Consider the following 17,282-nt stretch of genomic DNA (forward strand, 5'->3'; position numbering starts at 1 on the left):
TTATTAGAACCGCCTCTTCCAGGTGAAACGGTGCGTCCGAAGCCCCAGCTGCAATACAATGAATCATTAAGAAAGCTTTCGAAGCTTCCGATTCAGCTCGTTTATTCGGGACATGGCAATGATATTTATCAGGTGAATGCCCTGATTGAAAAAAGGCTCGCCCGCCAGCATGACAGAGCGATGAATGTAAGAGAATGGCTTGAAGCAGAAGCACTTACTGTATTTGATATTTGCCGCAGGCTGTTTCCGATGGTTTATGAAAAGGAGCTTTCTCTAACGATTTCTGAAACAATTGCCCAGCTTGACTATTTGCTTGCAATCGGGGAAATTAATGTAAAGAAGGAAGGAAAAGCATTTTTATACTATGTTTAGTCCTAAAGTTAAAAGTGAGGGTACTGTATGTCTGGTCGTTTAAAAAATAAAAATATTATTATTACAGGAGCGTCAGGGGGAATTGGGGCAGAAATGGCTGCACTTTGTGCCAAGAGCGGAGCAAATCTTGTGCTGCTTGCCCGAAATTTTGAAAAGCTCCATGCCTTGAAAAACAAATTAGAAAATCAATTTCATGTTCAAGTTGATGTACATAAACTGGATGTTTCCAATACGGATGAAGTGCAGGCTGTTTTTTCAAATATACTTGCTAAGCTTGATCATGTCGATGTCCTTGTGAATAATGCTGGCTTCGGAATTTTTCGTGAGGTCCATGAGGCAAAAATGGATGAAATAAAAGGCATGTTTGATGTAAATGTTATCGGATTGATGGCTTGTACAAGCATGGTGCTGCCTAAAATGAGACAGCAGAAAAGCGGTCATATTATTAATATTGCTTCCCAGGCTGGAAAAATCGCGACGCCAAAATCGAGTGTATATTCAGCAACGAAGCATGCTGTTCTCGGGTACACCAACAGTCTTCGGATGGAGCTTGCCCGCACAAATGTCTATGTAACAGCTGTGAATCCCGGACCGATAGAAACGGATTTTTTTATTATTGCTGATGAAAAAGGGACGTATGTGAAGAATGTGCAGAAATACATGCTTAAACCAGCGTACGTGGCAAGAAAAGTTGTTGATGCCATGCTTACTCCTACAAGAGAAATCAATTTGCCGCGTTGGATGAATGCGGGAAGCATTGTTTACGCACTCTTTCCCCGTTTGTTCGAACGGCTTGGCCGTAAGGCATTCGAAAAAAAATAGCCGCCAGTTCATGGCGGTTTTTCCTTTGTCTAAAAATAAGGAGAATCTGTTATGTAACCGTAAACAACATCATTAACAATATCATACAAATCATCATCCTCTTTTTTTGCCGCAACAATTTTATTATAAATCTCCTTAAAGATTCTGCTGTTTAGGGTAATCGAATCGCCATCCTCATTGTATTGTTTCAGGCAGTTTTGCACCATTTTTAAAATGAATTTTCGATCCATTTTTTTGCCCCCTTCAACAAGATTATACATGCTAAAGAGAGGAATCGCTCCCCGAGATTAAGAAATTAGTCGATAAATTCCTGTTGTAAACGAACGTATATTCGATTAATATAATGGGTATAATCAGAACAAACGTTCCCTTTGGTTTTAGGAGATGACGAATATGATTGATTACAGCATGATGCCAAAGAACAAAATTCTGTGTATCGATATGAAAAGTTTTTATGCAAGCTGCTCCGCTGTTATAAGAGGACTTGATCCGCTTGAGTGCTATCTTGTTGTTGCTGGCAATCAGGAGCGAAAGGGGAGTATTGTCTTGGCAGCATCCCCCCAGATGAAAAAGGTATTTGGAATAAAAACTGGTGCGCGCCTTTTCGAAGTGCCAGACGATCCGCGCATCATCGTTGATGAACCGAAAATGGCAACCTATTTAAGAGTAGCTGCTGAAATTACACGTGTTTTTAATCGCTATGTCCCGAAGGAGGACATTCATGTGTACAGTGTAGATGAGAGTTTTATTAAAGTCGATAGTGTCCTTCATCTTTGGGGGGATGCTTTTACGATTGCAAGGAAAATTAAAGATGATATTGAGCGGGAGTTTCAATTGCCGTGTGCAATTGGAATTGGTCCCAACATGCTGATGGCAAAGCTTGTGCTTGATTTAGAGGCAAAAAAGAAAGAAATTGCTGAATGGACATATGAGGATGTTCAGGCAAAGCTATGGAAGGTTTCGCCTTTAAGGGAAATGTGGGGAATCGGTCGCCGTGTGGAAAAAACACTGAATGGGATGGGAATTTTTACAGTTGGTCAGTTAGCTAAGTATGATTTGGAAAAACTCGAAAAAAAGTTTGGGGTTATGGGCAATCAATTGTACCACCATGCATGGGGTGTTGATCTTTCTGATTTAGGCGCACCGATCATGGAAGGGCAAATTAGCTTCGGAAAAAGTCAAATTCTGCTGAGGGATTATAAAGAGGAGCATGAAATTAAGGCTGTTATTTTAGAAATGTGTGAGGAGGTAGCAAGAAGGGCGCGAGATCATCGAAAAGCTGCACGCACTGTTAGTTTTGGCGTCAGCTATAGCCAGGATGAATTTGGCGGCGGTTTTTATCGTTCCCAAACAATTGATGAGCCGACAAATATTACAATGGAAATTTATGGTGTGTGTTTAAAGCTTTTTCACAAGCATTATGAAGGAAAAACCGTTCGGCAAATTTCCATTTCGCTTAGCAAGCTTGTTGATGATACGGAGATGCAGCTAAATCTTTTTGATGCGAATGGCTGGAAGAAGCGGGAGCTGGGTTACACAGTTGACCATATCCGCTCTAAATTTGGAGCTGGGGCTCTTCTAAGGGCCGTTTCTTATACAAGCGCCGGAACCGCTAAACACCGGGCAACACTTGTTGGCGGTCATAAAATGTAGATAAAGGAGGAAATCATATGATTCGGGATCGCGGCAGAATAAAATGGACAGCAATGATGCTTCCTGAACATGTAAAGCTGCTGAGAGAATGGGCTGAGGAAGATAGGTACGAACATAGACGGGAAATGGATGAGCAAGCACTAGAAAGCATGAACAATTGTATTTCCGAGGCGATGGAGTATGGTAAGGCAGTGACACTTACCTACTATCAGCATAAAAATTACCATCTCCTCATTGGGAGCATTCATTATTGGGATGAAATCAATCATAAAGTGCATATTGTCGATCGCTTTGGGGAGGTACACCAAATTCAAATTTCTGAGATAGCAGATGTGCGGTTTACAGATTAAAAATAGAGCGGCTAGTTTTCTATGGATTGAAGCACCTTAACAGTAAGGGGTGATTTACTTTGCCAAGAGGAAAAGAGCTTGAACAGCTTCCTATGTCGACGATTGCTCCAGGTGCAGGTGAGGACAGCACGAGGATGGATCGGGAAAATCTTCAAGGGATGATGGACGGGGAACAAGTGACTCCAGCAAAGGCTGGAAATGAAAAGAAAAAGCGAGGGTGAAATTCCCCGCTTTTCTCTTATTATCATCTTTTTTAATCTTCAGAAGGCTTTGGGGCACGAACAACAGATTCAAATACCCCTTTATGGCTTCCATCACAAAATGGAGCATTGGCAGATCTTCCACAACGGCAAAGCGAAAACGTTGGCTTCGTAACAAATGGATTTCCTTCCGCGTCCACGAGCTCAACATCGCCAGTAATACGATAAGACCCATTATCATTCACTTTAATTATAACCTTTGACATAAACATCCTCCCCTTCACAAAATTGACACATTTTCTTCTCATGTTATAGGGAAAGAGGAAAAAATGCAATAGAAGGAGGTTTCACAGCAAATTATGATAAAATGAAGCGGTAGAGGGGGTTATATAATTGGAAATTATCGTAACCGAAGAAGCAGCAAATAAAATTAGAGCAAAAAAGTCCGGCAGAAATAGCAGCTATTTAAAGCTTAAATATGATACAGAAGGCTGCGGATGTGTAGTCAGCGGCGTAGCAGCTCTTTGGCTCGTAAATGAGCTGGAAGATGATGACAATGAGATCCATACGAATATAGGCAGCATCTATATTGAAAAATCAAAAGAAGTCTTTTTCGAGGAAACAATGACAATCGATTTCTCAGAAAAGGCGAACTGCTTTCAATTAAAAAGCCCAAATCAATACTTGAATCCGAGAATGAGCTTGTATGATAAGACAACAGTTAAATAGAATTGTAGAAAGTGAAACTTCTAGCAGGGATCTCTCTAGATGTTTCACTTTTTATTTTCAGAAAAATGTCACATAAGCAGGCGGGAATGTGTCTTAATAGATAGAACAAAAGGAAAGGGAGGTGAAGGGCTATGTATGCAAATAGATCGGAATATCGGCTGGAAGAGTTAAACGATGAAACAGGCATCGAAGGGTTATTGAAGCAGCATCAACAGCCAATTTATCGTTATTGCTATAACATCTTAAGAAATCCTCATGATGCAGAGGATGCGGTACAGGAAGTATTTTTTAAAGCCTATCAAAGCAGAAAAGTCATGGACATTGATAATCATCGTGCTTGGCTTTATAAAATTGCTTACAATCACTGTTTGAATAAAATCAGAAGGAAGACCTTAATTGAATGTATCCCTTTTACCGGGAAAGAAAAGAAAAGTGTAGATGAACTACATAATGATTTTGAGCTCAATTACATACTGTCAAAATTAAAGCCAAAGGAACGAGCCCTTATTATACTTAGAATTAATGAGGATAGAGATTTTTCGGAGATAGCCATGATCCTAGGAATTAACGCTGCGACGGCAAGAAAACGCTTTGAACGAGTAAAACTGAAAATACAAAAAATAATCGAAAGGAGGATCCATGATGAAGGATAAAATTCAATCGTATGAAGAATTTGAGAAGCGATTAAAGAGTCAGGTCATCCCAGAAATAGAAGATGTGGCCACCCAGGCGATAACACGCAAAAAGACACCGATATTTCTGCGTGCCTCATTTATTACAATCGTTCTTACGGTTTGTCTTTCTGTATCAATCGCAGCGGCAGTTAACTACACAGGCTGGAAGTTTTTTGACTCTGAAGGGAATCAAGTGTTTGAGGTAAGAACAATGACGGAGGAGGAAGCGGAGCCAAATCGTACGTATAATGAAACTTATAAGAAATACAAAGATGTGATGGAAGAAATTCAGAAAGATATCCCCAAAGGACAATTTAAATATTTTTTTGTAAAGGAAGCTTATGAAGAAATAGGTGAGTACGCATTAACGATGTTATTAAATGGAGAGGAAATTGAAAATGTCGAGCAAATACCAACTGATATTAGAGAATTTCTCTATTTAAAGAATGAAATACTAAGTGATTTAGTACTAAAGACAGGAACCATGTATTATGATATTCCGAAGAGTGACGTAAATTTGTCTGAAGAAATGTATAAAGAAGCAAAAGAGAAAAATTTAGAATATATCATTAAGGATGGAATTTTAACAACGGATATTTCAAGTATAATCCTTCATTATGAGAGTAAGGTTATGAATTTAGAAGAAGGGCGAAATATTCAAATGATGATCAGCCCAGCAAAAGGAGCTATGCTTACGACAGGAAACCTGGCAGGCTACACTCAACTAACAGAAGCTGGAACAGACTTTTTATACGGCGATCATAAGATATATTTTATCAAAGAAGATGGTTCTAAGAAATTTTTAATCACTATTTCCACTTCATGGCGAGAAAATGCCTTTAACAAAGATGAAGAAAAAGAAGCGTTAATCGCGATTGCCAAGACAATTTTAAATTAATTTTGTTCTTTATCCAAAATTTACAAAAAAACAGGCATGTTCCCTCCTTCACCAACATTTAATGATAAAGATGTTGCTAAAGTGGAGGGAATAGTGTGAAACAGAAATGGATTGTCGTATGGCTAACAGTGATGCTATTGCTAACAGCCTGCAGGGCAGTGCCGATGAATCAAGTAATTGAAAAGGACATCCCATTTAATGTAAAGGAAGTTATACATACAGAAAAAGTGAAGGATGGCGTTATTCTGTTATATGTAACAAGACAGAAAAATGAAAAGAGAGAGGAATTTGATGCTGTTACAGTAGCCTATTTAAAGGGAAATGATCAGGACGGATGGGAAAATGCGGGGCACAATCATTGGGATTATCATAAAGATGAACAGGTGAATGTCTTTAAGGATGTTTTCTATGATTATAATGGCAATGGTGACCTGGAAACTAGAATTCCTGTTATCTATGGAAAAATAGAAGATAGCAAAATTAACATAGTGGAAATGGCCGGAAATGTAGGAATGGAAAGAGCATATGTGATTAAAAATGAAAGTGGACGATACTTTTTTAAAGTGGGGGATTATGAATTCGTCAGAGGACTGACAGGAAATGAAAAAGGGATTCAACTGCTAAAATAAAGTGGAGACCTATAGCTAGGTCTCTTTATTATGTGAACACATATTCGGCTAAAAATTCATCAATTACCTTTTCATAATCATCTTTATTCTCGTTCAATGACTGTGCATGAACTCCATTGGAAGCTAGATAGAGTTTTTTTGGCCCCTTTTTTAATTCATATAAGGCTTTAGACATCGTTGGCAAAATAAAATCATCTTTCTGGCTATGAATGAAGAGAATAGGTTTTTGAATATTCTCAATGACTGAAATCGGGGAGACATCTTTAATTGAATACTTTTGCCGCATGCGTAAAAATAAATCACCAACAGATAGGATAAGCTTTGGCGGTACCTTTAATTCTCTTTTAATTTGGTATGCAAGCTGTTCCTTAAAGTCAGAAAAAGGACAGTCTGCAATATAAAAATCTGCCCCATCCTCAATCATACCCGCATATAACAGCATCGTTGCCGCTCCCATTGATTCTCCGTGGATTCCTATCTCAATATTCGGTCCGTGTTCTTTCTTCAGCCAGTCTACAATGGTCTTCAAGTCGAATTTTTCATAGTGGCCAAAGCTTGTCGTTTTTCCTCCGGACTCTCCGTGGCGGCGATGATCGTAAATAACTGCATTAAATCCGCGCTCCAAAAAAAGATTCATATATTTAATAGAGTTCATTTTATTTTCAGTTACTCCATGAGAAATAATAATAAAGCGATTATTATCATGTGGAGCAATAATGACAGCCTTGAGATTGTAGCCGAAAGGGGAAGGAATGAGAACTTCTTTCTTCGGAAGCCCCTCATATTCCATTAAATCAAGCCTTCCTGCTCCTTGTTCCCGATCCAAGATAAATTGATCTTCTTTCTTCTTCATATACATAAGCCGATTCGTAAAATAAACACCGATTGATGTGAAAAAGAGAAGGAAAGAAATAAAGTAGCGAGTAAAACGAAGCAGTCTTTTCATGTCCATCCTCCTGATAATCTTTTTCTTTATTTTACCATTTTATTGAAATTTAAAACATGAACCCGACTTAAATGGGAAAGGAATCTGAGAAAAAGGGATAAGGTTGCCCTTAATCGTCTTTATTGAGTGCAAAAATGGGGGAGAATGGTCGAAATTGTCCTCAATCGCCTTTATTGAGTCTAAAAGCAGAGAAAAAACCGGGGGAATTGTCCTCAATCACCCTTATTGGGTACAAAAAACAGAGAAGAAAGACAAAAATTGTCCTCAATCACCTTCATTGGGTACAAAAAGCAGAGAAAAAAGACCAATATTGTCCTCAATCACCCTCATTGGGTACAAAAAACAGAGAAGAAAGACCAAAATTGTCCTCAATCACCTTTATTGAGTCCAAAAAGCAGAGAAAAAACGGGGGAATTGTCCTTAATCACCCTCGAAAAATGGGGGAAAAGGGGCAAAATTTTCCTCCATTCCCCCTATTCACGACCAAAATCTCACCAAAAGTACGAAACCAGTAACAAGACGCCCCCAGGGATAAACCTTACTGCTCTGAATTTTGACGCTTCGTCGGATGAATTGCTTTTTCTAATTCCTCAGCAGCGATTGTTTGACTTACTGTATCACTATTTGGCTTTCCTTTTTGGCTGAAACCCTTATCCCTTTTCCGGCTCATATGAACTGTCCCCCTTTAAATATGTTTCACCTAATAAGATGGATAAACGAGGGAGAGATTATTCATTCTCTAAACGTTTTGTTGCAAAAGGCGATAATACGCACTTTCAATCGATCGAGACAAATAAGGTCCGACGATTGCAATCGCCTCAACTAATTTTTCTAAATTAACATTTGTTTGAATGCCCATTCGCTCTAGCATGTAGACAACATCCTCTGTTGCAGCATTTCCTGCAGCTCCGGGAGCAAATGGACACCCGCCAAGACCGCCGGCTGAAGTATCAAACCGGTCAATTCCAGCTTGCAAAGCGGCAAGAATATTTGAAAGGGCAAGTTTTCTCGTATCATGGAAATGAGCAGTCAGCAAGGTATCAGTAAACTCCCTCTTTAAGCTGCTGAACAAAGCATAGGATTCATGTGGAGCAGCCATTCCAATGGTATCAGCTACACTCAGCTCATCAACACCTGCGTCAACGAATTGGCGGCATAGACTTAAAGTATCTTCCAGTTTGATTTTTCCTTCGTATGGGCAGTAAAAGGCAGTGGAAATACAAGCACGGACAAAATATCCTTTCTCCTTTAATTCACCAATAATCGGTATGAGCTCGGCCATGCTTTCCTGTGTAGATTTGTTAATGTTTTTTTGGTTAAAAGTATTACTGACTCCAACGAAAACAGCAACTGCCTTGCAATCAGTCATATAGACCCTTTCCATTCCTTTTCTATTGGGAGCCAAAACGATATTGCGTGTTTCATTATCAAGGCAGTCAGCAACAATTTCAGCTGCATCTCCCATTTGTGGAACCCATTTTGGCGAAACGAAAGAAGTAAGCTCCATTTCTGTTAAGCCAGCACTTTTCAATCCCCTGATAAAATCCTTTTTGACCTCTGTAGGCACAAAGTTTTTCTCGTTTTGCAGCCCATCACGCGGACCGACTTCAATAATTGTTGCTTTAGCAGGCAATTGCAGCGTCATTTTTTCCTCTCCAGTCTCATAGTTTATAAAGGCAGAATGAAAAGATGTAAACGTTTTCTTTCAACTGAGCGGGCGCTCTCCTATTCTCTTATTTTATTCAATTTGTTTTTTAAAAAGCAAGAATAATAGAAATTTTGACATAATAAAAGGGTTTTTGCGTTTTTTCTCGAAATAGTATGATTGAAACTGATTGTGAAAGGATGAGAAGTATGACACAAACAGAAGTAGTGATCGTAAGTGCTGTAAGAACAGCGATTGGCAGTTTTAATGGGAGTTTGAAGGATATTTCCGCTCCTGAACTAGGGGCAGCAGCAATTAAAGGCGCACTGGAAAAAGCGGGTTTAAAACCTGAACAAATAGACGAAGTAATTCTAGGAAATGTTTTGCAGGCTGGGCTTGGCCAGAACCCAGCAAGACAAGCCGCACTTAAAGCAGGTCTTCCTGTAAGCGTTTCCGCGATGACAATCAATAAAGTATGCGGTTCTGGATTAAAGGCAGTTCATTTGGCGACACAGGCAATTATTGCAGGAGATGCTGAGATCGTTGTAGCTGGCGGAATAGAAAATATGAGCCAAGCACCATACATATTAAAAAATGCCCGCAATGGATTTAAAATGGGTGATCAAAAGCTGATCGATACGATGACTTCAGATGGCTTAACATGTGTATTCAATGATTATCATATGGGTGTAACAGCGGAAAACCTTTGTGATAAATATGAGTTAACAAGAGAAGAGCAAGATGAATTTGCTGCTGCAAGTCAAGAAAAGGCAGTGAATGCGATCGAAGCAGGCAGATTTAGGGATGAGATTGTTCCTGTTGAAATCCCGCAAAGAAAAGGTGACCCACTCATATTTGATACAGATGAATATCCGAAAAAAGGGACAACAGCTGAAAAGCTGGCGAAGCTGAGACCGGCGTTTAAAAAAGACGGCAGTGTCACAGCAGGTAATGCTTCAGGTATTAATGACGGTGCAGCTATCCTTGTTGTAATGAGCAGGAAAAAGGCTGATGAGCTTGGAATCAAGCCGCTTGTTACGATTAAAGGAAATGCAAGTGCTGGAGTAGATCCAAGCATCATGGGCATTGGTCCGGTTCAAGCTGTAAAAAAAGCGCTTGAAAAAGCAGCTGTATCCATGGAAGAGCTGGAGCTGATTGAAGCAAATGAGGCTTTTGCTGCTCAGTCACTTGCAGTCGATCGTGAGCTTCAATTTAATAAGGATATTTTGAACGTCAATGGAGGAGCCATTGCATTAGGTCATCCAATTGGTGCGAGTGGGGCAAGAATTCTTGTCACATTGATCCATGAAATGCAGAAGCGCCAGGCAAAAAAGGGCCTTGCAACCCTATGCATTGGCGGCGGTCAAGGCGTAGCTACCATTGTGGAACTTGCCTAATCAAATAGGAAACAAGTTATTTTTGATATAAATAAAACGTTCTCGAAAAAGAGGGGGAGAATGACATGAAAACAATTTGTACTTCCTTTAATGAAGCAGTGAAGGATATTCATGATGGCGCTGTTTTAATGGTTGGCGGATTTGGCCTATGTGGAATCCCGGAAAACCTAATCCTTGCATTAGTTGAAAAAGGTGTAAAGGATTTGACAGTTATTTCGAATAACTGTGGAGTGGATGACTGGGGCCTTGGGCTGCTTCTGAAAAATAAGCAGATTAAGAAAATGGTAGGTTCCTATGTAGGGGAAAATAAAGAGTTTGAAAGACAGGTGCTTTCCGGGGAGATTGAGGTCGAGCTTCTCCCACAAGGGACACTTGCCGAGAAAATCCGAGCGGGCGGAGCAGGAATTCCTGCTTTTTATACACCTGCTGGAGTCGGTACACCAGTAGCAGAAGGGAAAGAGACAAAGATTTTTAATGGGAAAGAATACCTGCTGGAAGAATCCTTAATTGCGGACTTCAGTTTAGTGAGAGCGTGGAAGGGCGATAAAATGGGAAATCTCGTCTATCATAAGACAGCAAGGAACTTTAACCCGATGATTGCTGCGGCAGGGAAAGTAACCATTGCTGAAGTAGAAAAGCTATATGAAATTGGTGAGCTGGATCCGAATGGGATTCATACACCAAGCATTTATGTGCAGTCTTTAATCGAAGGAAACCAGGAAAAACGAATTGAACGACTGACAGTACAAAAGTAAAAACGATGAGGAAGGAGACGCTGCAATGACTAATGATAAAGCTGCTGTTCGGGAAAAAATTGCAAGACGTGCTGAAAAGGAAATTGAAAATGGCTTTTATGTGAATCTTGGGATTGGCATGCCAACACTTGTGGCTAATTATATTTCAGATAATAAAGAAGTGGTGCTGCAATCAGAGAATGGTCTGCTTGGCATTGGTCCATATCCTACAAATGAAGAAGTAGATCCCGATCTTATAAATGCGGGAAAAGAGACGGTGACCGCAATTCCTGGCTCTGCTTATTTTGATAGTGCGGAATCCTTTGCAATGATCCGCGGCGGTCACGTAAATATTGCGATCCTTGGCGGAATGGAAGTTTCCGAAAATGGGGATCTCGCAAACTGGATGATCCCTGGTAAAATGATTAAAGGCATGGGCGGCGCAATGGATCTTGTCCATGGTGCGAAGAAAATCATTGTTATTATGGACCATACGAACAAAACGGGCGAGTCCAAAATTTTAAAGGAATGTACGCTGCCGCTAACAGGAAAAGGTGTCGTTAATCGTATCATTACGGAACGGGCTGTCATTGATGTAACGGAGTCCGGCTTAAAGCTTATAGAAGTAGCAAAGGGCTTTACAATCGATGATATTATTCAATCGACAGAAGCCAAATTGCAGGTAGATGAGAACGTTCTTACAGAGGCATATTAATTGATTTAGAAAAGTGCAGCTGTAAATGCTGTGCTTTTCTCTATTTTGGGAGGAGAGGCATATGAGTTTTTCTTTTAAAGGAATTGATCATATTCAATTAGCAGCACAGGAAGGCTGTGAAGAGCAAGCTAGAGAATTTTTCGGAGTCATTCTCGGACTGGAAGAAATTCCGAAACCGGAAAATCTGTTAAAACGGGGAGGCTGCTGGTTTCAGTGCGGGAATCAGGAAATACATATTGGTGTCCAAAAAGACTTCGTTCCTGCTAAAAAGGCCCATCCGGGATTGGTAGTAGAGAATCTGTCTGCCTTGCGTGAAAGCTTACAAAAGCAAGGAATTGTCATAAAAGAGGAACCGCCAATCGCAGGAAGAAATCGATTTTTCGTTGATGATCCATTCGGAAATCGGATTGAGTTTCTCGAGTTTTTGCGATGAAAATGGTATAATAAGTTGTAAATTATTCATATGAGGGGATTTCAATGAAAAAGAAGAAACAGCAGTCCCAGCCAAAAAAAGAGGATAGACCCGTAACACTTGGTGATATGCTCAACCAAGATTTAATGGCAAAACTAAAAGATACAAAGCAGCAATTAAAAGCGGCTGAGGATAAGAAAATAGAAGAAGAAGAGAAACGCAAAAAAGAGGAAAGAAGATTGCGTGAAAAAAATAAAAGCTTTGAAGAATTGCTTGGTGAAAGCAGTTTGAACTGGAAAGAGTTTAAATAATGAAGGAAATGAAAGGACGCTTGGGAGCGGTTAGCCCAAGCGTCCTTTCATTTTATAGCCGATGCTGCTCGTATTGGCTCGCTTTAGTAATTGAGTGAATAAGTGAAAGTTCAGCTTTAGAAAGCGGATTGGCCTGAACGGCTTTTGCATTTTCTTTTATCTGCTCTACTTTACTTGCCCCTGCCACTACAGAAGAAACGGCAGGTTGGGCTAAATTAAACTGAAGAGCGATTTCTGTCATTGTTCGGGAATCGGCAAGCTTTTCTTTTAATTGCGGGAGGATATTGCTTAACTCTTCATAACTGTAATTTATGAACCCTTTTTCTGATGCTTTATCAAGCATCTTATTGCTTAATAGCCCCTTTGCCAGCGGCCCTCTAGTTACAGCACTGATGTTATAATCCTGAAGAAGCGGGAGTGCCTCTTCCTCTGGACGGCGATCAAGCATACTATATTGCATCATCACAGACACAATGCTTGATTTTTTCGCATATTCGCGTATCACATTTGGCCGGATTGATGAAATGCCATAATAGCGGATAATGCCTTCTGCTTTCAACTCTTCGAACGCTTCAATGGTTTCATCAATCGGATCTTCCATCGTTCCGCCATGAAGCTGGTATAAATCAATATAATCTGTACCGAGTCTTGTTAAGCTATTTTTAACAGCTTCTTTTATATACTGTTTCGAAGGATCCCAGCTCCAGCCATCTTTATTTTCATTCCAGCGGTTTCCAACTTTCGTGGCGATAATTACTTTGTCCCTTACAGGCTTTAATACTTGCCCGATGATTCGCTCATTTTCGCCAAAATCATAAAGATCAGCTGTATCAAAATAATTAATTCCTTCTTCTAAAGCAGCTTCAATGATTTCCTGTGCCTTTTTCGGTTCAGTTCCAAGGGACATGCAGCCTAGACCAAGTTCACTGACATATAAATCTGATTTTCCCACTTGTCTTTTTTTCATCGGCCATCCTCATTTTTCTTTTCTTTCTATTGTATAAAACAAATGAAGCAAACTGCAATGATAGTGAATACGCAAATAAAAGTGGGACTTCGCAAAAATAATCAATTTTTCGCAAGTATATTGGAGAAATTGCAAAAAAAAGAAATGATTGCAAAAAAGATTATTTTTTTGCAAAAATTATTAGAGAAGTTGCAAATAAAAAGGAATAATTGCAAAAATAAGTCACTTTTTTGCAAAAATAAAGGAATAAGGGATCTTATTCTACTTATTTTTTTTGACCATTCGAACAAGAATAAACCCAATCCTTTAACAAATAATAATCCTTGCTGTATTCTTTCAATTTAGCCCGTATTTCCCATGCTTTTCCGACGAGTGTGACGCCTTTCTCATGTACGTATATTTTCATAGCCTGCTCCCCCAATTAAAGTATGATAATATGTATGAGAAAACATAATCGGAATAGAACAGGAGTGGCCGCAAATAATGAGTCGCCTAGAAGAAAAGACGTTGCATACAGAGAAGATTTTTACCGGGAAGGTAATTAGCCTTCAAGTGGAAGATGTAGAATTGCCTAACGGAAACACCTCAAAGCGTGAAATCATAAAGCATCCAGGTGCGGTAGCAATTTTGGCATTAACAGACGATGATAAAATTATCATGGTCGAGCAGTACCGTAAGGCATTAGAAAAGACAATTATCGAAATACCTGCTGGAAAGCTTGAGCATGGAGAAGATCCAGTAGCCTGTGCTAAAAGAGAATTGGAAGAGGAAACAGGTTATGGCTGCAAGGAAATGGAGTGGCTTATTTCCTTCTATACATCTCCAGGGTTTGCCGATGAAATTGTCCATCTATACATAGCAAAAGGGCTTTCGAAGAAGGAAAATGCTGCATCCCTTGATGAGGACGAATTTGTCAATTTGATGGAAATCACATTAGAAGAAGCAGAAACTTACCTGAAAGAACAGAAAATTTATGATGCAAAAACAGCTTATGCCGTTCAATTATTGCAATTACAAAAGGCGTTGAAGAAGTAAATGAAGAATTATTATTCTGATTTGCATATTCATATCGGAAGAACACGATCTGGAAAACCGGTAAAAATAACTGGAGCTAAATCCCTAACCTTTACGAATATTATAGAACATGCCAGAAATGAAAAAGGGCTGAACATCATTGGGATTATTGATTGCCATTCGCCTGAGGTGATTTTGGAAATCGCAAATCTAATGGAAACAGGGGATGTGACTGAGCATCAGGATGGCGGTTTACAGTATGGGGATTTAACGATTATTCCAGGTTCTGAGCTGGAAATATATGATGAGAATTGTCACGGTCCGATTCATGTTCTTGCTTACTTTCCTGCACTTTCCATCATGCGGGAATTTTCGATGTGGCTGTCTAATCATTTGAAAAATATCACACTCAGCTCCCAAAGAATTTATGTATCAGGCAGGGAGCTTCAATTAAAAGTAAAAGAGCTAGGGGGATTATTTATTCCAGCCCATGTTTTTACCCCCTTTAAAAGCCTGTTCGGAAAAGGCGTTCAAAAGTCATTAACAGAAGTGTTTGATAAGGACCTGATAGATGGGATTGAGCTAGGCTTAAGTGCTGACACTGCGATGGCAGATCAAATAAAAGAATTGCATGACTACTCGTTTGTAACGAATTCTGATGCACATTCTTTAAAGAAAATTGCTAGAGAATACCATGTTTTACATATGGAAGCTCCAACTTTTAATGAACTGGAAAAAGCATTGCATGAAATAGGCGGACGCAAAGTCAAAGCTAATTATGGGCTTGATCCTCTCCTTGGAAAGTATCATCAGACCGTGTGCTCTCAGTGCTTTGCCCCATTTGATCCAGAAAAGGGAGAATGCAGCAATTGCGGCAGTTCCAAGTTTATAAAAGGGGTCGCAGATCGGATTACTGAACTGAAAACAGCGAGCATGTCACCTGATAATCGACCGCCATATATTCATCAAGTGCCGCTTGAATTCATTCCAGGTCTCGGCCCGAAAATGCTTGAAAAACTTCTTGATCATTTTGGAACGGAAATGGCAATCTTACATGAAGTTCCTTTGGAAAAATTAGAACAGATCATTCCAGCAAAAACAGCAGAAATGATCATCAAAGCACGTGAAGGAAAATTAAGTTTATCTGCCGGCGGCGGAGGGAAATACGGGAAAATTGCAGATTAAAAAAAGGGTCTAGTTCCTAATAAGAACTAGATCTTTTTTTGTGTCATACAAAGCAAGGACGAGCATACAATTTAATAACAGAAATTTAGCAGGAGGATCGCAATGAGAAAAAAAATGTACCAGAACGTCGTCGCAAATCATTTTCGTGAGCATTCCTCAATTTATTTATTTGTGGTTGTCTTATTTTTAATGGGTGTCATTTTTGGAGCAATTATTGTGAATAGTTTGAGCTTTACACAAAAAGAGGATTTATTTTACTACCTCTCTCAATTTTTTGGACAAGTATCGGACGGGAATGTAGCTGATGCAAATGATTTATTCAAGCAAAGCTTTTTCCATAACACGAAATTTATCGGGTTAATGTGGATATTAGGAATATCTATTATTGGTCTTCCTGTCATCCTAATTCTCTTGTTTATGAAGGGGATGGTCGTTGGATTTACTGTCGGTTTCTTAGTAAACCAAATGGGCTGGGATGGATTTTTGCTATCATTCGTTACGGTTTTGCCACAAAATTTAATTATCATTCCTGTATTTATAATCGCTTCAACAATCTCAGTTGCGTTTTCATTAAAAATGATAAGCAGACAATTTATGAAAAAGGTAGGCCAGCCAATCATGCCGATGTTAGGAAAGTATATGTTTGCTTTTGTTGTAGCAATTTTATTTTTATGTGCAGCGGCAGGAATTGAGGCGCTGCTCTCACCATTATTAATGAAATCGCTAATCAATTCATTCTAGACTTGTGAAAATAGTTCTATCTTATATATAATGGGCGAATAAACGAAAAGTTTATTCGCCTTTTGCCATTAAATAACGAATAAGTATTCTTCTCTTTTGATAATAATTATTATATAATATTGAATATCAACCCTTAATTGTAATAATTTTATTTTGAATCTATCCCATAATCTGTTATAATGAGAATGTTAGTGGCGAGGGAGGAACTTCGGATGGAAAGTAGAATTGATAGAATAAAGAAACAGTTGCATTCGTCAAGCTATAAATTAACGCCTCAGCGTGAAGCAACCGTTCGCGTATTGTTGGAGAATGAAGAGGATCATTTAAGTGCGGAAGATGTCTACCTCCTTGTAAAAGAAAAATCGCCTGAGATAGGCTTGGCAACTGTATATAGAACACTTGAACTATTAACGGAATTGAAAATTGTCGATAAAATCAACTTTGGTGATGGGGTTTCACGCTATGACCTTCGCCAAGAAGGAGCAGCACATTTCCATCATCATTTAGTATGCATTGAATGTGGAGCAGTGGATGAGATCCAGGAAGATTTATTAGAGGATGTCGAAGAGGTCGTTGAACGAAGATGGAATTTTAAAATAAAAGACCACCGTCTGACGTTTCATGGCATTTGTTATCGGTGCCATGATAAAGCAAATAGTGAAGAAACTGAAAAAGTGGAACAACAATAGCAAAAAAACCTTTTCTGTAAGTGGAAAAGGTTTTTTATTTTGGCAATGTTCATGTTTATTGTTAATAAGTAGCCTGTGATATAAGCAAGAATGAGTTTTATTCGTATGAATAACGTAATGAGGAGGTGTATCACAGGCGGTATAATGCACCAACAGTATAATTTTACAAGACCTTTATTTTATAAACCAAACATATTCA

The 17,282-nt window shown here is 39.2% G+C and carries 24 protein-coding genes and 1 pseudogene; 18 read left to right on the forward strand and 7 right to left on the reverse strand.

The window, feature by feature from the left end; translation table 11 throughout:
* Window positions 1–372 (forward strand): annotated as a pseudogene (locus C1726_RS19460) (MBL fold metallo-hydrolase); the annotation flags it as partial.
* A 27-nt stretch (window positions 373–399) separates the two neighbouring features.
* Window positions 400–1,194 (forward strand): SDR family NAD(P)-dependent oxidoreductase, encoded by a 795-nt coding sequence (locus tag C1726_RS19465; protein WP_102274664.1) that lies wholly within the window; start codon window positions 400–402, stop codon window positions 1,192–1,194.
* 29 nt (window positions 1,195–1,223) lie between these two features.
* On the opposite strand, the gene C1726_RS19470 is transcribed toward C1726_RS19465, so the two are convergent.
* A complete protein-coding gene (locus C1726_RS19470; protein WP_102274665.1) occupies window positions 1,224–1,424 on the reverse strand; it encodes a YqzH family protein in 201 nt (66 codons plus the stop codon).
* Between the two features lie 163 nt (window positions 1,425–1,587).
* On the opposite strand from C1726_RS19470, the gene C1726_RS19475 reads away from it, so the two are divergent.
* Genes C1726_RS19475 through C1726_RS26295 form a run of 3 tightly spaced genes read left to right on the forward strand, consistent with a single transcriptional unit; the run spans window position 1,588 to window position 3,418 of the window.
* Window positions 1,588–2,847 carry a Y-family DNA polymerase gene (locus C1726_RS19475; RefSeq protein ID WP_102274666.1) on the forward strand — a complete coding sequence of 420 codons (1,260 nt, stop codon included), beginning with the start codon at window positions 1,588–1,590 and terminating at the stop codon, window positions 2,845–2,847.
* A gap of 17 nt (window positions 2,848–2,864) precedes the next feature.
* On the forward strand, window positions 2,865–3,197 hold the full coding sequence (locus C1726_RS19480) for a YolD-like family protein (RefSeq protein ID WP_102274667.1): 333 nt from the start codon (window positions 2,865–2,867) through the stop codon (window positions 3,195–3,197).
* Window positions 3,198–3,256: 59 nt separating this feature from the next.
* Window positions 3,257–3,418, forward strand: coding sequence for a hypothetical protein (locus C1726_RS26295; protein WP_180968248.1), 162 nt, complete (start codon window positions 3,257–3,259; stop codon window positions 3,416–3,418).
* A gap of 32 nt (window positions 3,419–3,450) precedes the next feature.
* Here the strand turns inward: C1726_RS26295 and C1726_RS19485 are convergent, their stop codons facing one another.
* Window positions 3,451–3,663: a CDGSH iron-sulfur domain-containing protein gene (locus C1726_RS19485; RefSeq protein ID WP_102274668.1), complete on the reverse strand. Its 213-nt coding sequence runs from the start codon at window positions 3,661–3,663 to the stop codon at window positions 3,451–3,453.
* Window positions 3,664–3,790: 127 nt separating this feature from the next.
* Here C1726_RS19485 and C1726_RS19490 point away from each other — a divergent pair, with 127 nt between their 5' ends.
* From C1726_RS19490 to C1726_RS19505, 4 genes are all read left to right on the forward strand, one after another.
* A complete protein-coding gene (locus C1726_RS19490; protein WP_102274669.1) occupies window positions 3,791–4,126 on the forward strand; it encodes an iron-sulfur cluster biosynthesis family protein in 336 nt (111 codons plus the stop codon).
* 131 nt (window positions 4,127–4,257) lie between these two features.
* The gene (locus tag C1726_RS19495; RefSeq protein WP_102274670.1) at window positions 4,258–4,779 is read left to right on the forward strand and encodes an RNA polymerase sigma factor; all 522 of its coding nucleotides are present in this window, start codon (window positions 4,258–4,260) and stop codon (window positions 4,777–4,779) included.
* A complete protein-coding gene (locus tag C1726_RS19500; RefSeq protein ID WP_102274671.1) occupies window positions 4,769–5,698 on the forward strand; it encodes a hypothetical protein in 930 nt (309 codons plus the stop codon). The genes C1726_RS19495 and C1726_RS19500 overlap by 11 nt, the downstream gene beginning before the upstream one ends.
* A 95-nt stretch (window positions 5,699–5,793) precedes the next feature.
* A complete protein-coding gene (locus C1726_RS19505; RefSeq protein ID WP_235822805.1) occupies window positions 5,794–6,327 on the forward strand; it encodes a hypothetical protein in 534 nt (177 codons plus the stop codon).
* Between the two features lie 28 nt (window positions 6,328–6,355).
* On the opposite strand, the gene C1726_RS19510 is transcribed toward C1726_RS19505, so the two are convergent.
* The 3 genes from C1726_RS19510 to C1726_RS19520 all read right to left on the reverse strand — a co-directional run bounded on the left by C1726_RS19510 (window position 6,356) and on the right by C1726_RS19520 (window position 8,918).
* Window positions 6,356–7,273 carry an alpha/beta hydrolase gene (locus tag C1726_RS19510; RefSeq protein WP_407642045.1) on the reverse strand — a complete coding sequence of 306 codons (918 nt, stop codon included), beginning with the start codon at window positions 7,271–7,273 and terminating at the stop codon, window positions 6,356–6,358.
* 538 nt (window positions 7,274–7,811) lie between these two features.
* Window positions 7,812–7,943: a hypothetical protein gene (locus tag C1726_RS26785; protein ID WP_268877030.1), complete on the reverse strand. Its 132-nt coding sequence runs from the start codon at window positions 7,941–7,943 to the stop codon at window positions 7,812–7,814.
* Window positions 7,944–8,012: 69 nt separating this feature from the next.
* The gene (locus tag C1726_RS19520; RefSeq protein WP_102274673.1) at window positions 8,013–8,918 is read right to left on the reverse strand and encodes a hydroxymethylglutaryl-CoA lyase; all 906 of its coding nucleotides are present in this window, start codon (window positions 8,916–8,918) and stop codon (window positions 8,013–8,015) included.
* A gap of 209 nt (window positions 8,919–9,127) precedes the next feature.
* Between C1726_RS19520 and C1726_RS19525 the strand changes: the two genes are divergently transcribed.
* From C1726_RS19525 to C1726_RS19545, 5 genes are all read left to right on the forward strand, one after another.
* Window positions 9,128–10,315: an acetyl-CoA C-acetyltransferase gene (locus tag C1726_RS19525; protein WP_102274674.1), complete on the forward strand. Its 1,188-nt coding sequence runs from the start codon at window positions 9,128–9,130 to the stop codon at window positions 10,313–10,315.
* Window positions 10,316–10,380: 65 nt separating this feature from the next.
* Window positions 10,381–11,070 (forward strand): CoA transferase subunit A, encoded by a 690-nt coding sequence (locus C1726_RS19530; RefSeq protein ID WP_102274675.1) that lies wholly within the window; start codon window positions 10,381–10,383, stop codon window positions 11,068–11,070.
* A 25-nt stretch (window positions 11,071–11,095) separates the two neighbouring features.
* On the forward strand, window positions 11,096–11,764 hold the full coding sequence (locus C1726_RS19535) for a CoA transferase subunit B (protein ID WP_102274676.1): 669 nt from the start codon (window positions 11,096–11,098) through the stop codon (window positions 11,762–11,764).
* Between the two features lie 61 nt (window positions 11,765–11,825).
* Window positions 11,826–12,197 carry a VOC family protein gene (locus tag C1726_RS19540; protein ID WP_102274677.1) on the forward strand — a complete coding sequence of 124 codons (372 nt, stop codon included), beginning with the start codon at window positions 11,826–11,828 and terminating at the stop codon, window positions 12,195–12,197.
* A 44-nt stretch (window positions 12,198–12,241) separates the two neighbouring features.
* A complete protein-coding gene (locus tag C1726_RS19545; protein WP_102274678.1) occupies window positions 12,242–12,487 on the forward strand; it encodes a YqkE family protein in 246 nt (81 codons plus the stop codon).
* Window positions 12,488–12,539: 52 nt separating this feature from the next.
* Here C1726_RS19545 and C1726_RS19550 read toward each other — a convergent pair whose 3' ends face one another.
* Both C1726_RS19550 and mciZ read right to left on the reverse strand, forming a co-directional pair.
* Window positions 12,540–13,454, reverse strand: a complete 915-nt coding sequence (locus tag C1726_RS19550) for an aldo/keto reductase (RefSeq protein WP_102274679.1) — start codon at window positions 13,452–13,454, stop codon at window positions 12,540–12,542.
* A gap of 265 nt (window positions 13,455–13,719) precedes the next feature.
* A complete protein-coding gene (mciZ, locus tag C1726_RS19555; protein ID WP_102274680.1) occupies window positions 13,720–13,860 on the reverse strand; it encodes a Z-ring formation inhibitor MciZ in 141 nt (46 codons plus the stop codon).
* Window positions 13,861–13,937: 77 nt separating this feature from the next.
* Between mciZ and C1726_RS19560 the strand changes: the two genes are divergently transcribed.
* The 4 genes from C1726_RS19560 (at window position 13,938) to fur (ending at window position 17,083) form a co-directional block, all read left to right on the forward strand.
* Window positions 13,938–14,489, forward strand: a complete 552-nt coding sequence (locus C1726_RS19560) for an NUDIX hydrolase (RefSeq protein WP_102274681.1) — start codon at window positions 13,938–13,940, stop codon at window positions 14,487–14,489.
* Complete coding sequence (locus C1726_RS19565; RefSeq protein ID WP_102274682.1) at window positions 14,490–15,653, forward strand: endonuclease Q family protein; 1,164 nt, start codon at window positions 14,490–14,492, stop codon at window positions 15,651–15,653. It abuts the gene before it with no gap.
* 102 nt (window positions 15,654–15,755) lie between these two features.
* The gene (spoIIM, locus tag C1726_RS19570; RefSeq protein WP_102274683.1) at window positions 15,756–16,394 is read left to right on the forward strand and encodes a stage II sporulation protein M; all 639 of its coding nucleotides are present in this window, start codon (window positions 15,756–15,758) and stop codon (window positions 16,392–16,394) included.
* 212 nt (window positions 16,395–16,606) lie between these two features.
* Window positions 16,607–17,083, forward strand: a complete 477-nt coding sequence (fur, locus tag C1726_RS19575) for a ferric iron uptake transcriptional regulator (protein WP_053476878.1) — start codon at window positions 16,607–16,609, stop codon at window positions 17,081–17,083.
* Window positions 17,084–17,282 lie beyond the last annotated feature (199 nt).

The organism is Cytobacillus massiliigabonensis, from assembly GCF_900199725.1.
Taxonomy (GTDB): domain Bacteria; phylum Bacillota; class Bacilli; order Bacillales; family Cytobacillaceae; genus Cytobacillus; species Cytobacillus massiliigabonensis.